Here is a 15,255-nt window from a genome sequence, read left to right on the forward strand (position 1 = left end):
ACGGGGGCTACAGGTGCACCACCGGGCAGGTCAGGGTACGCGTGATGCCGTCCACTTGCTGGACTTTCGCGACCACCATGCGACCGAGATCGTCCACGGTGTCGGCTTGGGCCCGCACGATCACGTCGTACGGTCCGGTCACGTCCTCGGCCTGGATCACCCCCGAAATCTTGCTGATCGTCTCAGCGACGGTCGACGCTTTGCCGACCTCCGTCTGGATCAGGATGTACGCCTGTACCACGGAACCTCCAGGGCGGCCACGAGGATCATGTGGGGAAAAGGAACGCCACGGTATCGCGTCGCCGCTCACCGCGGGGAGACCCGGGGGGCCTGCGACTTGCGCGCCGAGGTGCGTGAACGGCACAAGTTGACGGTCGACTCGACCGTACCCAGGTCAGTGACGGCTCGCGACCGGGCGGCGGCAGGGTTGGATCTGGCAGCGGCAGTAACAGAAGGAGACGTACGACAATGAAGGGAACCGTGGGCGAGTTGGGAGAGTTCGGGCTCATCAAGGAGCTCACCTCGCGGCTCACCACCACCCCGGCGGTACGCGTCGGGCCGGGGGACGACGCCGCCGTGGTGGCCGCGCCCGACCGCAGGGTCGTGGCGAGCACCGACATCCTCCTGGAGGGGCGGCACTTCCGCCGCGACTGGTCCACGGCGTACGACGTCGGGCGCAAGGCGGCGGCGCAGAACCTCGCGGACATCGCCGCCATGGGCGCCGTACCGACCGCGCTGCTGCTCGGCCTGGTCGTCCCGGCCGAACTTCCGGCCACCTGGCCCTCCGAGCTCATGGACGGCCTGCGCGACGAGTGCCAGGTCGCGGGCGCGGCCGTGGTCGGCGGCGATGTCGTACGCGGCGACACGATCACCGTCTCGATCACCGCACTAGGCGATCTGCGCAACCACGAGCCGGTGATCCGCGGGGGAGCCCAGCCCGGCGACGTCGTCGCCGTGACGGGCTGGCTGGGCTGGTCCGCGGCCGGGCACGCGGTGCTCTCCCGCGGCTTCCGCTCGCCGCGCGCGTTCGTCGAGGCCCATCGGCGCCCCGAACCGCCGTACCACGCGGGTCCCGCGGCCGCCGGACTCGGCGCGACCTCGATGACGGACGTCAGCGACGGGCTCATCGCCGATCTCGGGCACATCGCGGAGGCCAGCAAGGTCCGCATAGACATCCGCTCCGGCGCCGTCGACATCCCCTCGCAGATGAACGACATCGGCCAGGCCGTCGGTGTCGACCCGCTCCAGTGGGTGCTCACCGGCGGCGAGGACCACGCGATCGTGGCGACCTTCCCGCCGGACGTGAAGCTGCCCGCCCGCTGGAAGGTGATCGGCGAGGTCCTCAACCCCTCGGCGCTGCCGCAGGTCACCGTCGACGGGGCGCCGTGGACCAGCAAGGGCGGCTGGGACCACTTCGGGGACATCGAGTCATGAGTGCTGTGGGTGGCGTGAGTGGCGTGGGTGTCAGGGGTGCTCCGCCGCGTGTGCTGACCGTCGCCGGTTCCGACTCCGGCGGCGGGGCGGGGATCCAGGCCGACCTGAAGACGATGCTCGCGCTCGGCGTGCACGGCATGAGCGTGCTCACCGCCGTCACGGCCCAGAACTCCCTTGGCGTACAAGGCGCTTGGGAACTGCCGGTGGAGGCCGTACGCGCCCAGTACCGCAGCGTCGTCGACGACATCGGGGTTCAGGCGGTCAAGACCGGCATGCTGGCCTCGGCCGAACTCGTCGAGGCCGTCGCCGAGTTGATCGCGGGCACGGACGCGCCCGCCGTCGTCGACCCGGTCGGCGTCTCCAAGCACGGGGACTCACTGCTGGCCGCGTCCGCCCTGGATTCCGTACGCACGAAGCTGCTGCCCGTCGCCACCGTGGCCACCCCGAACCTCGACGAGGTCGCCCAGCTCACGGGCGTACGGGTCGAGTCGGAGGGCGAGATGCGGCGAGCGGCTGCGGCTGTGCTGTCGTACGGCCCGAAGTGGGCGCTGATCAAGGGCGGCCACCTGAGCGGCGATGCCATCGACCTGCTGACGGACGGCTCCGACGAGCACTGGCTGCGCGCGCCCCGCCTCGACACCCGGCACACGCATGGCACGGGCTGCACCCTCGCGTCCGCGATCGCCTCGGGGCTGGCGAAGGGGGAGGGCGTCCCGGAAGCGGTCGCGGCGGCCAAGGAGTACGTCACCGGGGCGATCGCCGGGGGGTTCGCGCTGGGGGGCGGGATCGGGCCGGTGGATCATGGGTGGCGGTTCCGGGTACGTTCCTGATCCATCCGGGTACGTCCCTGATCCACGGGAACGGCAAAAAGCCGGCCCACCCTTCGGTGGACCGGCTCTGTACAGCGAACCAGCAGTGGCCGCGCGCTAGCAGAGCGTCAGCGCGAGACCTTGCCGGCCTTGATGCACGAGGTGCAAGCGTTCACGCGCTTCGGCGTCCCGCCCACCACGGTACGGACGCGCTGGATGTTCGGGTTCCAGCGACGGGACGTACGGCGGTGCGAGTGCGAGATGTTGTTGCCGAAGCCCGGCCCCTTGCCGCAGACGTCGCAGTTGGCAGCCACGGGTCACTCCAAAGACTTCAGATGCTCTTACGGTTGATCCCGGCATGCCGAGATCAAGATCTAGGAATCCAGGATCTGAGTGGCGGTGCCAGGGGGAAGGCCCGATCGGGATCGGGCAACCGGAGCAGCATACAACGACTGCGTCCGTAGAACGAAACTACCATGGTCGGCCCAGGGGCCTGTCCCGGTCCTCTTCCGACGGAGACCTGACCCGGGTCTACGCTGCGTCCCACGTTCGGCTGCTCAAGGAGGCGCAGGTGCCGCAGGTGCCAGAGAGGGAGGGGCGGCCCGAAGGGCCTCGGTTGAGGGCGGCGGTGGGAGACGGGCGGGCACTGGACGCTCTCGCGGTGCGCGCCTGGTGCGGACTCGCGCTCGAAGCCCTCGGCCGCGCGCGCGAGGAGATCGACGCGATCAACGTCTATCCGGTCGCGGACGGGGACACCGGTACCAATCTGTATCTGACCGTGGAGTCGGCGGCAGGGGCGGTCGAGGCGGTCTTCGCGGCGCATGGCGCCGTCTCCGGCGGTGCCTCCGGGGGCTCGGGCTCCTCCGGTGTCTCCAGTGAAGGGGCGGCCGAGCGGCCGGCGCTCGCCGACGCGATGCGCGCGATGGCGCACGGCGCGCTCATCGGGGCCCGGGGCAACTCCGGGACGATCCTCGCGCAGCTCCTGAGGGGCATGGCCCAGGTGCTCGCCGCCGGCGGTGCGACCGCCCACACCGACGGTCAGGGCCTGCGGCTCGCCCTCCGGCAGGCGGCCGACTCGGCACGGCACGCCGTCGCGCACCCCGTGGAGGGCACGGTCCTCACAGTCGCCTCGGCGGCTGCCGACGCGGCTTCCGGGGCCGAGGGCGACTGCGGCACGGTCGCGCGGGCGGCGTACGAGGGGGCACGGGCGGCCCTCGCGGCGACTCCGGGGCAGCTGACGGCCCTGAAGCGGGCCGGGGTGGTGGACGCGGGCGGACGGGGGCTCGTGGCCGTGCTGGCGGCGCTGGTGGAGACGTTCACGGGGGAGGCACCTGCCGCCACGGGGGCGGTGCCGGTTCTCATGGGGCACGCGCGCGTGGAGGCCACTTCCGGGGAGGGGCCTTCCGGGGAGGCCCCTTCTGGCTCCGTGGAGCCGCTCGGAGACGTGGGGGAGTGCGCGGACGGATCCGTGGCCCTGGAGGGGGTCGGGCCCGCGTTCGAGGTGATCTACCTCCTGGAGGCGGAGGACGCGGCCGTGGACCGGCTGCGTGACCGGCTCGACGGGCTGGGCGACTCGCTCGTCGTGGTCGGCGGGGACGGGCTGTGGAACGTCCATGTGCACGTCGACGACGCGGGCGCAGCCGTGGAGGCGGGCGTCGAGGCCGGGCGGCCGTACCGAATCCGGATCACGCACTTCGGGGCCGGTGACGCGCACACGGCGGGTGCCGCCGGGCGGCCGGTCCGTGAGCGGGCACAGCGTGCGGTCGTCGCCGTGGTCCCGGGAGAGGGGCTGGCCGGGCTGTACGCCGACGCCGGGGCGACCACCGTTCTCGCCCGCCCGGAGGAGCCGCCCGCGAGCGGGGAACTCGTCGAGGCGATACGGCGGGCACACGCGCGCGAGGTGGTGCTGTTGCCGAACGACGCCGAGCTGCGCCACACCGCGGCCGCGGCGGCCGAGCAGGTCCGCGCGGACGGCGTCCGGGTCGCGCTGATCCCCACGCGATCCGCGGTGCAGGGCATCGCGGCGCTCGCCGTCCACGAGCCGGAACGGCGCTTCGACGAGGATGTCGTCTCGATGACCTCGGCGGCCGGCGCGACCCGCTACGCCGAACTCGCCGTCGCGGAACGCGAGTCGTGGACCATGGCCGGCATCTGCCAGGCCGGCGACGTCCTCGGCCTCATCGAGGGCGACGTCGCGGTGATCGGCTCCGACATCACGGCCACCGCAGAAACCGTCCTCGACCGCATGCTCGCGGCGGGCGGCGAAATGGTGACCCTGGTCCTGGGCGACGACGCTCCCGACACGATCGCCGCCCACCTCGAAGCCCGGGTACGCGAGTCCTACCTGGCGGTCGACACGGTGGTGTACCGGGGTGGGCGACAGGGCGCGCTGCTGCTGATCGGCGTGGAGTAGACCCTGAGCCGAGGCCCCGTAAGGGGCGCGGGGCTGTGTCGATATGCGGCTCCGCTGTGATTGGGGGAGCGACCAGCGCCCCGTAAGGGGCGCGGGGAACTGCGCGACCAGCCACGACGAACCCGCAGCTTCGAACCGCGCCCCCAGCGGAGCGCTCACGCTCCCGTGACCCGCAGCAGCCGCTCCGCCTCCGCCCGCCGGGACTCCGCCGTCTCGTCGGGAGCGTCGGCGTGGTCGGCTTCCGGGTACGCCGTGAGAACCACGCGTGCGCGTGCCGCCGCCGCTTCGGGGCGTTCCAGGTCGGCCTCCAGCCAGCCGGCCGCGAGTTCGGCGCCGGTGCGGCTGTGGAGGCCGGTGTCGCCGAGGGAGGCGAAGCCCGTGGCGGCCCGCGTGATGTGGGTGAGGGACTCCTCGAGCACGGCGCGAATCGACTCGTCGTCGGCGTCGTCGGCCACGGACCGTGCGATCAGGTCGCCGAACTGCCGGTGCGTGTGGGCGAGTTCGGCGACGAGCTGCTCCCGCGCGCCGTCGTCCTCCGCCACGGCTGCCTCGCACTCCCGGACCGCCGCCCGCATCAACTCGCGCGCCGCATCCGGCCCGGCACCCTCCTCGCGCCCCGCGAGCCACGCACGCGCCCGCAGGGAGCGGACCAGCCCGTGGACGTTGCCGAGGGACCGCCACAGGTCACCGGCCCGCTCGTAGGCCGCCTTCGCCTGGGCGGGCAGGCCGGCGTTCTCGAGGGCTTCGGCGGCGAGGTGCGCGAGCATCGCGTGGTCGCGCTGCTCGGGCCAGTGCCGGGCGATCTCGGCGGCCTTGAGCCAGTGTTCGGCGGCCCCGCGGTGCTCGCCGAGCTCGGTGAGACAGTCGCCGAGCCACCACCGGGTCTGCACGACCGCACCCTCGCCGTGGGTCTCCGCGGCCAGTTCGGGCAGCGCCGACTCCAGTACCTCGGCGGCCTCCGCCCACCGCCCCTGGCGTACCAGGAAGCCGCCGAGCTGATGCCGCGCCCAGGCGCCGAGCGTGGCGCCCTCGCCGCCCTCGTCGGCCCAGTGCGCCGCTTCCAGGGCGTGCTCCGCGGCGGGCCCGAACCGGCCGGTGGCTCCGAGGACTTCGGCCAGCTGGAGGTGCAGCTGGGCGTGGCCCATCGCCTCCAGGTACGGCCCGCCGTGCTCCAGCGCCGCCCGGGCCGCCCGCTCCGCCGCCTCGGCGTCACCCAGGTGGCGTGCCATGCCGGTGAGCCGGGCCTCGTACTCCACCGCGAACCACGGCAGCCCCGCCGCCACGAACGCCTCCGAGGCCCGCGTGAGCTGCTCCGCCGCCGTCTCCACGTCCCCGGCGTGCGCCGCGAGCTCCCCGAGCATGGCCTGTGCCTCCGCGGCGCGTGAGGCGACCAGGAGGTCGTCTCCGGTGTGCGGCTCGGCGAGCGCCAGCAGCTCCCGCACAGCGCTCTCTGCGGCGGTGAACGCCTCGCTTCCTGAGAGGCCCGCGCCTCCTGAGGGGTCGGCGCCTCCGGAGGGGCCGACCTCGTTCGTCTCCGCCGCCTCGTGCACCCGCTGCAACAGGATCCGCGCCCGCCCCACCAGCACGGAAGCCACCTGCTGGACCCCGGTCCCGCCTTCCGCGTGGAGGGCGAGCACCCGTTCGTACGGCTCCGAGACCGCGGCCAGTGCCTCGTTGGTCCGGCCGGTGAGGGCCAGTACGTACGCTCCACGCGCGCGTGCCGCCATGGCCTCGCCCGGGTCGCCCGCCTCGGTGTACAGCTCGGCGGCGCGGGCGAACAGTTCCACGCCCTCGGGACCGAGGCCCATCGCCTCGTGGTCGGTCATCTCCGCGCGGTCGCGGTGAGGCAGCTCCTCGTCCCCGACCGCCTCGGCGACCGCGGCCCACGCCGCGACGGACTCCGGGTGCAGCGCCTCCGAGAGCCGACGGGCCTCGGCGAGCAGCGCGGACAGTTCCGACTCGGCGGGTGCGCCCGCGGCAGCAGTATCAGCGGCGGCGGTCGGGGCAGGCGCGGATGTCACGGGCGCCGTCATGGTCCGTGCCCGTACGCCCAGGGGCAGCCGGTCCACCAGCGGCCGTCGGTCCATGCGCTCCCGGGCGCGGGTGCTGACGTATGCCGTGCCGTTGCGCTCGTCGAAACGGGCGGCCAGTGATAGCGCCTCCCCGCGCGCGTGGGCGGCGAGTTCGCGTGCGGTCCACGTACGGCCGGCCGGGCCGGGGACCGGCTGGTCGCCGCGGCCGAGCTCGGTCATGCGGTCCATCAGGAGGGCCACCACGGCCATGAAGTCGAGCTTGCTGCGCGGCTCCCCGGAGTCCGTGAAGTACGCCGGGCGCTCCGCGAGCAGCTCCAGGCCGCGCGCTTCGTTGCCGGTCAGCGCGCAGAACTCCACATGGTCGGCGTACGCGCCCCGCATGCTCTCCATGGGCCGCACCAGACGGAAGCCCCGCAGGTGGTGGGCGCGCGCCTCGTTGAGGCGGCCGAGACGCAGCAGCGGGAGCAGGGACGACGCCAGCGCGGTGTGCGGCTCGTGGGCGCACGTGTACTCGCCCTCCAGGACCGGCCGCCACAGCTCCAGCGCCTGCGTGTCCTCCTCCTGCAGCGCCCGCCACCAGCCCTGGCCGTGCAGCTCACAGGCGTGGCAGTCGGCCATGCTGTCCCGGTCGGCGGCCAGCCACGCGGCGTACGCCCGCTCGGCACGCGCCAGGTCCCCGACATGCGCGGCCACGCTGAACTCCGCGCTGCGCACGGCCCGTTCGGAGTGACCGGCGAGGCGGTAGCGGTGCTCCATCTCGCCGAGCCACTTCTCGATGGAGGCGAGCGGAACGTGCGGCTGGTCGAGCATGCCGGACGACATCCACTTGAAGACCCAGTGCAGCGAGTGGACCTCGTACTCGTCGAAGTCCTCGGGCCGTTCGTCCCACATGCGCAGCAGACGCGCGAAGGGGACGAACATCTTGTCCTTCTCGGAGCTGTAGTTGTAGACCTTCAGCTGGTGTCCGAGCGCTTCGATCACGGCGAGCGGGATGTTCAGCTTCTCGGCCTCGACGAGCAGCTGCTCCGCGCGCGCGTTGCGGGCGGGGCCCTCCGGCTGCTCATAGTTCTCCGACATCGCCCGGCGCAGCGCCTCGAAGCCCATGGTCGGGTTCATCGGCCGCCCTCCTCCGGCGAGTTGCTGTGGGTCGCCCACTCCAGGAGGCCGATGAACGCCCGGTTGAGGAGTGCCGAATCGGCGGGTCGCAGCGGCCGCTGAGCCATCAGCAGGGCCTGCCCGTAGAGGGACTCCGTGGCCGTCCCGATCAACTCCCGGTCGTCGAGTGAACTGATCCTCCGGATCAGCGGGTTGAGGTGGTTGAGCACCAGCCGCGCGCGTGGGGCACTGCCGCGCAGCGAGCCGAGAATGCCCGCCCACAGATCGTCGGCCTGCCCCTCGGCGTCCGCGCGCGCCTGCTCATGACGCGTCGACCGGTCGTCCAGGTGCAGCGCGGGCACGGACAGCGGGTGGAAGGCGCGCAGCACCACGTCGCAGCCCAGGGGGTCGAGCCTGGCGCGGGCGGCCGCCAGGAAACCCGAGAGCGCCAGTTCCTCGGCCGGGTCGACGGAATCCAGATGAGCGGTGACGGTGTCGGCGTCCAGCTCCGCGACAACGGTGCCGGGCCGCACGGAAGGCAGCGCCTCGACGAGCTCACTGTCGTACGTGTAACCGCCGTTGATCACCCCGACGCCCTGCGCGGACGCGATCGGGGCGACCTGGCGGTACTCCTCCACGGTCCGCGTGAAGTGCACCACCGGGTGCCGCTGCGCGAACTCCTCCAGGGACAGCCGCCCGTCGGTCGTCTCGAAGGGCAGCCACGGCAGCATCGTGCGCAGCATCTCGCTGTCGTGCCGGGCAAGGGACTTCACGCCCAAGTGGTGCACCGCCAGGAAGGCCGCCAGCCGCTCCGGGTCGCCCGCGGCGAGTCCGGTCAGCCAGGACCGGATCCGCTCGCCCAGCGCCTCCCGTACGGCCGCCAGGGTCTCGTCCTCGTACAGCGACTCGCGCGACGCGGTGGGCCGCAGGCTGTCCGTGTCGAGGACGCAGCGCACGAAGAACGCCCAGTCGGGCAGCAGCTGTTCGGCCCGCTCGGTGAGCAGCATGCCCTTCAGGTGCACGCGATGCCCGGCGCGCTGGGCCGGACTGACCGCGGACGGCAGCACGTACGCCACACCGCGGATCCCGGCGAGCGGGACGTCCAGCTCGATCGAGTCCAGCGGTGTGAAGCCGAACAGCTCGTGGCAGTGCCGCGCCAGGGCCACCCTTCGGGTGGCGGGAGACGGGTACGGGCGGTCCCAGGGCGCCGGAAGATCCGTGACCGTCTCGTCGCCCACGCGTACGTCGTACGGCAGCAGCGAACCGAAGTCCCGGGCCAGCGACAGCACGCGCTCCGGGGACAGCCAGTCGGCGGCGCCCGGGCGGGCCACCAGGTGCACGGTGGTGCCGGGTTCTACGCGGGCCTCCTGAGGCAGCGTACGCACCGTGTACGAGCCGTCGTCCGTCGCCGTCCACTCGACGGGCGGTGCGTCGGGCGTACGGGCGCTGCGACTGACGACGCGGATGCGCTCGGCGACCACGAAACAGGCCAGCAGCCCGATCCCGAACTGGCCGAGGAAGTCGGAGCGCGCCGACTCCAGGCCCTCGTCCCGCTTGGAGCTGCGGCCGATCGTCGCGAGGAGGTTGTGCACGTCCGCCTCGGTAAGCCCGATCCCGGAGTCCTCCACCCGCAGGGCGCCGGCCGTGTCGTTCTCGAAGGACAGCCGCACCCGAGCGGGCGCGTCCGGCTGCTCGGCGCGCCGGGCCGTGATCGCGTCCACGGCGTTCTGCAGCAACTCGCGCAGGTAGACCTTGGGACTGGAGTAGAGATGGTGGGAGAGCAGGTCCACCAAGCCGCGCAGGTCGACCTGAAACGTATGGGGTGACTGAGATGCCTGAGATGACTGGGAGATCTGAGAGTCCATCGTCGCTGCGCCGGTGGGGGGACGGGCGACGGCGCGGGGTCGGGCGGTCCCGCGAGCGGGTGACCGCGAACAAGGCCGGAGCGCGCCATCCTAGGCCCGAACAGACCCGCCTGACCAGCGAAATTCCGGGACGTATACGGCATTGTCAGTGGCGTGGTGTGCAATGGATCTCGTGCCCGCGCTAGATGAACCACTGAAGAAAGTGCTCGGCCCCGCCACCGCGAAGGTGATGGCCGAGCACCTAGGCCTGCACACCGTCGGCGACCTGCTGCACCACTATCCGCGCAGGTACGAGGAGCGCGGGCAGCTCACCCACCTCGCCGACCTGCCCATGGACGAGCACGTGACGGTGGTCGCCCAGGTCGCCGACGCCCGCCTGCTCACCTTCTCGTCGCCCAAGGCGCCCCGCGGAAAGGGCCAGCGCCTCGAAGTGACCATCACGGACGGCAGCGGCCGCCTCAAGCTGGTCTTCTTCGGCAACGGCGCCCACAAACCGCACAAGGAGCTCCTGCCGGGCACGCGCGCCATGTTCGCGGGCAAGGTCTCTGTCTTCAACCATCGGCTTCAACTCGCCCATCCGGCCTACGAGTTGCTGCGCGGCGACGGTGACGAGGCCGTCGACAAGTGGGCCGGATCCCTCATCCCGATCTACCCGGCCACCGCCAAGCTGGAGTCCTGGAAGATCGGCAAATCGCTCCAGACGGTGCTCCCCAGCGCCCAGGAGGCCGTCGATCCGCTGCCGCCGGCGCTGCGGGAGGACCGGGGCCTGGTCTCCCTTCCGGAAGCGCTCCTGAAGATCCACCGCCCGCACACGAAGGCGGACATCGCCGACGCCCGCGCCCGCCTCAAGTGGGACGAGGCCTTCGTCCTCCAGGTAGCCCTGGCCCGCCGTCGCCACGCGGACGGCCAACTCCCGGCCGTCCCCCGCAAACCCACGCCTGACGGCCTTCTCACCGCCTTCGACGCCAAGCTCCCCTTCACCCTCACTGAAGGCCAGCAAAAGGTCTCCAAGGAGATCTTCGACGACCTCGCCACCGAGCACCCGATGCACCGGCTGCTCCAGGGAGAGGTGGGCAGCGGGAAGACGATGGTCGCGCTGCGCGCCATGCTCGCCGTCGTCGACGCGGGAGGGCAGGCGGCCATGCTGGCGCCCACCGAAGTGCTCGCCCAGCAGCACCACAGGTCGATCACGGAGATGATGGGGGAGCTGGCCGAGGGAGGCATGCTGGGCGGGGCCGAGCAGGCCACCAAGGTGGTGCTGCTGACCGGGTCCATGGGCGCGGCCGCCCGCAGACAGGCGCTTCTCGATCTCGTCACGGGCGAGGCGGGGATCGTGATCGGGACGCACGCGCTGATCGAGGACAAGGTGCAGTTCCACGACCTCGGCCTGGTCGTGGTCGACGAGCAGCACCGCTTCGGAGTGGAGCAGCGCGACGCGCTCCGCAGCAAGGGCAAGCAGCCGCCGCATCTGCTCGTCATGACGGCCACACCCATCCCGCGTACGGTCGCGATGACCGTCTTCGGCGACCTGGAGACCTCCGTCCTGGACCAGCTCCCCGCCGGGCGTTCACCCATCGCCAGCCATGTCGTCCCGGCCGCCGACAAGCCGCACTTCCTGTCGCGCGCGTGGGAGCGCGTGCGCGAGGAGGTCGCGGGCGGCCATCAGGCGTATGTGGTCTGCCCCCGCATCGGGGACGAGGAGGACAACTCCGCCAAGAAGAAGTCCCCCGAGGACGAGGCCGAGAAGCGTCCGCCCCTCGCCGTCCTGGACGTCGCCGACCAGCTCGCCAAGGGCCCGCTCCAGGGCCTCAAGGTGGAGGCGCTGCACGGCCGTATGCAGCCGGACGACAAAGATGCCGTGATGCGCCGCTTCGCCGCGGGCGAGACGGACGTCCTGGTCGCCACGACGGTGATCGAGGTGGGGGTCAACGTGCCGAACGCCACGGCGATGGTGATCATGGACGCGGACCGGTTCGGCGTCTCGCAGCTGCACCAGCTGCGCGGCCGGGTCGGCCGGGGCTCGGCCGCCGGACTCTGCCTCCTGGTCACCGAGATGCCGGAGGCGAGCGCGGCCCGCGCCCGGCTGGGTGCCGTGGCCGCCACGCTCGACGGCTTCGAGCTGTCCCGTATCGACCTCGAACAGCGTCGCGAGGGCGACGTCCTCGGCCAGGCCCAGTCCGGCGTGCGTTCCTCGCTGCGCATGCTCACCGTCATAGACGACGAGGACATCATCGCCGAGGCCCGCGAGGAGGCGGCCGCGGTCGTCGCCGCCGACCCCGAACTCACGCGCCTGCCCGCCCTGCGTACGGCCCTGGACGCCCTGCTCGACGAGGAGCGCGAGCAGTATCTGGACAAGGGGTGAGCCGTTCCCCGGACGTCCTGCCGGAAAAGGCCCCACGACGAGCGCCCGCGGGACGGGGACTGAGAGACTGGAACGGTCACAGCCGCTCGTTCCACGACAAGGACAGAGATGACCCGCGTGATCGCCGGCCGGGCCGGCGGACGCCGCCTGGCCGTCCCGCCGGGCACCGGTACCCGCCCTACCTCCGACCGCGCGCGCGAGGGCCTCTTCTCCACCTGGCAGTCCCTGCTGGGCGGCCCCCTGGACGGCGAGCGCGTTCTCGATCTTTACGCCGGCTCGGGCGCCGTGGGCCTGGAGGCCCTGTCACGCGGCGCCGGGCACACCCTGCTCGTGGAGGCCGACGCCCGCGCGGCGCGCATCATCCGGGAGAACGTGAAGTCGCTCGGGCTGCCCGGCGCCGAGGTCAGATCAGGCAAAGCCGGGCAGATCATCCGCGCAGGGGCGCCGACAGCCCCGTACGACCTGGTCTTCCTCGATCCGCCGTACGACGTCCCGGACGACGATCTTCGCGAGATCCTGCTCACACTCCGTGCGGGGGGCTGGCTCATGGGCGAAGCTCTCGTCACCGTGGAGCGCAGTACTAGAGGCGGCGAATTCCGGTGGCCCGGCGGTTTTGAGGCACTGCGCTCCCGTCGCTACGGCGAGGGAACGTTTTGGTACGGTCGCGCCGCCTCTACGTGCGAAGACGCACGATGACCGGACCGGAGAGCGAGGGACCTCAGTTGCGCCGCGCCGTCTGTCCCGGGTCATTCGACCCGATCACCAACGGACACCTCGACATCATCGCCCGAGCCTCCAAGCTATACGACGTCGTGCACGTCGCGGTGATGATCAACCAGTCCAAAAAGGGCCTCTTCGAGATCGACGAGCGGATCGACCTGATCCGCCAGGTCACCGCGGAGTTCGGGAACGTCGAGGTGGAGTCCTTCCACGGCCTCCTCGTCGACTTCTGCAAGCAGCGCGACATCCCCGCCATCGTCAAGGGACTCCGCGCGGTCAGCGACTTCGACTACGAGCTGCAGATGGCCCAGATGAACAACGGCCTCTCCGGAGTCGAAACCCTCTTCGTCCCCACCAACCCCACCTACAGCTTCCTGTCCTCCTCGCTCGTCAAGGAGGTCGCGGCCTGGGGCGGCGACGTCTCCCACCTGGTGCCTCCGGTGGTCCTCGAAGCCCTCGGCGAACGCCTCAAGAAGGACTGAGACGCCCACGGGTGGCTGACAGTGCGTCATCCGGTGTCGGATGGTGCGGGAGTGGCCGTACAGTCGACCCGTCCGTCTCCATCACAGCTGTAGAGAGTGGCGAGCACACGGTGGACGTGCAGAAGAAGCTCGATGAGATCGTCGCAGCGGTCGGCAGCGCCCGTTCGATGCCCATGTCGGCCTCGTGCGTGGTCAACCGCGCCGAGCTGCTCTCCCTGCTCGAAGAGGTGCGCCAAGCCCTGCCCGGCTCCCTCGCCCAGGCCCAGGAACTCATCGGCGGCCGTGAGCAGCTGGTCGAGCAGGCCCGCGAGGAGGCCCAGCGGATCATCGAGTCCGCGCACGCCGAGCGTGGCTCGCTGATCTCCGACACCGAGGTCGCCCGCCGCTCCCAGAACGAGGCCGACCGCATCCTCGCCGAGGCCCGCAAGGAGGCCGAGGAGATCCGCGCGGAGGCCGACGACTACGTCGACTCCAAGCTCGCCAACTTCGAGGTCGTCCTCACCAAGACCCTCGGCTCCGTCGGCCGCGGCCGCGAGAAGCTCCTGGGCACCGGGCCAGGCCTCGACGAGCAGGGGTACGAGGACGAGGACGCCCCCGAGCGCAGCCACGACCCCGAGACCCTGCGCCGCAACGCGGACGAATACGTCGACGTCAAGCTCGGAGCCTTCGAGGCCGTCCTCGCCAAGACCCTGGACGCGGTCGGCCGCGGCCGCCAGAAGCTCCACGGCCGCATCGCCTCCGACGATCTGGGCGCGCTCACGGACGACGGGACGCCCGTACAGCACACCAGCGACGCCGAGTACCTCGACGGCCTCGCGGCCCCTGCGGACACCCACGGGGGGCCCGCCGGGCCGACCCCCGCCGTTCCCGCCCAGCAGCCGTACGGCCACCAAGACCAGCAGTACGCGTATCAGCAACAGACCGACGCGTACGGCTATCAGCAGCCATACGGCCAGGACCAGCAGCAGTACGCGTACCAGCAGCAGGCCGATCCGTACGCCGCCTACCCGCAGCAGGGCTACGACCCGAACGGCGAGCAGACGGGATACGACCCCAACCAGGGGCAGCAGGCCTACCAGCAACAGCAGCAACAGCCCCAGCCGCAGGCGCACACCCTCGACGAGACCAGCCTCTTCGACACGAGCATGATCAGCGCCGAGCAGCTGCGCCAGTACGAACAGGAGCGCGGCGGACGCTGACCGGGGGCGCCGAGGGGCGTACGCCGGCGTCCGGGACCGCCGGGTGCGCACCGGATTGGGCCGAGAGCGGAAGGTCCAGTATCCTGGCTCTTCGGTCGCGCGTTCGTCCGCGATCCACGCTGCCCTCAGCGCAAGAGATGGGTGACCTTTCTCGAACCGCGGCGGCGTACCTCTGAGCTACAAGATCGAAAGCAGGAATGGCCCTGAACGCCCGCCTCGACCACCGCAACCCTCTCGTGTTCGACACACACGAGCTGGGGCGACGTCCTGGTGCGCTGCAGCGCCTGACCCGTACGGTCGACGCTCCCAAGGACCTCGGTATCCAGGGAGTGATCGGAGTGCCGGAAGGCGCGCCGGTGGAGCTCGAACTCCGACTCGAGTCGGTCATGGAAGGTGTGCTTGTCACAGGCACCGCCCGTGCACGGGCCGAGGGGGAGTGCGTAAGGTGTCTGGAGCCGCTTCAGCTGGAGCTCGAAGCGGACTTCCAGGAGATGTTCTCGTACCCTGACGCCGACGACCGGGGCCGCCCCAAGGGGGAACCGGCCGACGACGCCGAGGAAGACGAGGACAGGCTCTTCATCGAGGACGGCTTGTTCGACCTCGAGCCTGTGCTGCGTGACGCGGTGGTGCTCGCACTGCCGATGCAGCCGGTGTGCCAGGAAGACTGCGAGGGACTGTGCTCCGAGTGCGGAGTGCGTCTCTCGGACGAACCGGGCCACCACCATGACGCCGTCGACATCCGTTGGGCGGCACTGCAGGGACTCGCCGGTTCACTCGAAGACGGCGAGAAGGACGAGACCAGCGGCGCCGAAGCACGCGCCGACGAGAAGCAGGAGAAGTAGC

Annotated in this window: 12 protein-coding genes; 8 read left to right on the forward strand and 4 right to left on the reverse strand. The window is 71.5% G+C overall.

The features are described 5' to 3' along the window. Window positions 1-7 precede the first annotated feature (7 nt). Window positions 8-241 carry an Lrp/AsnC ligand binding domain-containing protein gene (locus tag G5C60_RS13580; protein WP_165258562.1) on the reverse strand — a complete coding sequence of 78 codons (234 nt, stop codon included), beginning with the start codon at window positions 239-241 and terminating at the stop codon, window positions 8-10. Between the two features lie 227 nt (window positions 242-468). Between G5C60_RS13580 and G5C60_RS13585 the strand changes: the two genes are divergently transcribed. Next, a complete protein-coding gene (locus G5C60_RS13585; protein ID WP_165258564.1) occupies window positions 469-1,434 on the forward strand; it encodes a thiamine-phosphate kinase in 966 nt (321 codons plus the stop codon). Continuing rightward, window positions 1,431-2,264 (forward strand): bifunctional hydroxymethylpyrimidine kinase/phosphomethylpyrimidine kinase, encoded by an 834-nt coding sequence (gene thiD, locus G5C60_RS13590; protein WP_165258566.1) that lies wholly within the window; start codon window positions 1,431-1,433, stop codon window positions 2,262-2,264. The genes G5C60_RS13585 and thiD overlap by 4 nt, the downstream gene beginning before the upstream one ends. A 107-nt stretch (window positions 2,265-2,371) precedes the next feature. Here thiD and rpmB read toward each other — a convergent pair whose 3' ends face one another. After that, window positions 2,372-2,557, reverse strand: coding sequence for a 50S ribosomal protein L28 (gene rpmB, locus G5C60_RS13595; protein WP_003993230.1), 186 nt, complete (start codon window positions 2,555-2,557; stop codon window positions 2,372-2,374). A gap of 266 nt (window positions 2,558-2,823) precedes the next feature. Here rpmB and G5C60_RS13600 point away from each other — a divergent pair, with 266 nt between their 5' ends. Continuing rightward, window positions 2,824-4,656, forward strand: a complete 1,833-nt coding sequence (locus G5C60_RS13600; protein ID WP_420907369.1) for a DAK2 domain-containing protein — start codon at window positions 2,824-2,826, stop codon at window positions 4,654-4,656. Window positions 4,657-4,811: 155 nt separating this feature from the next. On the opposite strand, the gene G5C60_RS13605 is transcribed toward G5C60_RS13600, so the two are convergent. Continuing rightward, window positions 4,812-7,805 carry a tetratricopeptide repeat protein gene (locus G5C60_RS13605; protein ID WP_241266767.1) on the reverse strand — a complete coding sequence of 998 codons (2,994 nt, stop codon included), beginning with the start codon at window positions 7,803-7,805 and terminating at the stop codon, window positions 4,812-4,814. Then, the gene (locus G5C60_RS13610) at window positions 7,802-9,649 is read right to left on the reverse strand and encodes an HSP90 family protein (RefSeq protein WP_165258570.1); all 1,848 of its coding nucleotides are present in this window, start codon (window positions 9,647-9,649) and stop codon (window positions 7,802-7,804) included. The genes G5C60_RS13605 and G5C60_RS13610 overlap by 4 nt, the downstream gene beginning before the upstream one ends. 163 nt (window positions 9,650-9,812) lie before the next feature. On the opposite strand from G5C60_RS13610, the gene recG reads away from it, so the two are divergent. The 5 genes from recG to G5C60_RS13635 all read left to right on the forward strand — a co-directional run bounded on the left by recG (window position 9,813) and on the right by G5C60_RS13635 (window position 15,254). Next, window positions 9,813-12,011, forward strand: a complete 2,199-nt coding sequence (recG, locus tag G5C60_RS13615; RefSeq protein ID WP_165258572.1) for an ATP-dependent DNA helicase RecG — start codon at window positions 9,813-9,815, stop codon at window positions 12,009-12,011. 108 nt (window positions 12,012-12,119) lie between these two features. Then, entirely contained in the window at window positions 12,120-12,707 is a 588-nt protein-coding gene (gene rsmD, locus G5C60_RS13620) for a 16S rRNA (guanine(966)-N(2))-methyltransferase RsmD (RefSeq protein WP_165258574.1), read from the forward strand. Between the two features lie 26 nt (window positions 12,708-12,733). After that, window positions 12,734-13,213 (forward strand): pantetheine-phosphate adenylyltransferase, encoded by a 480-nt coding sequence (coaD, locus tag G5C60_RS13625; protein WP_206439482.1) that lies wholly within the window; start codon window positions 12,734-12,736, stop codon window positions 13,211-13,213. Window positions 13,214-13,323: 110 nt separating this feature from the next. Further along, window positions 13,324-14,412 (forward strand): ATP synthase subunit B family protein, encoded by a 1,089-nt coding sequence (locus G5C60_RS13630; RefSeq protein ID WP_165258578.1) that lies wholly within the window; start codon window positions 13,324-13,326, stop codon window positions 14,410-14,412. A 197-nt stretch (window positions 14,413-14,609) separates the two neighbouring features. After that, complete coding sequence (locus G5C60_RS13635; protein WP_165258580.1) at window positions 14,610-15,254, forward strand: YceD family protein; 645 nt, start codon at window positions 14,610-14,612, stop codon at window positions 15,252-15,254. Window position 15,255: the final 1 nt, after the last annotated feature.

Source organism: Streptomyces scabichelini, assembly GCF_011045015.1.
Classification (GTDB): Bacteria; Actinomycetota; Actinomycetes; order Streptomycetales; family Streptomycetaceae; genus Streptomyces; species Streptomyces scabichelini.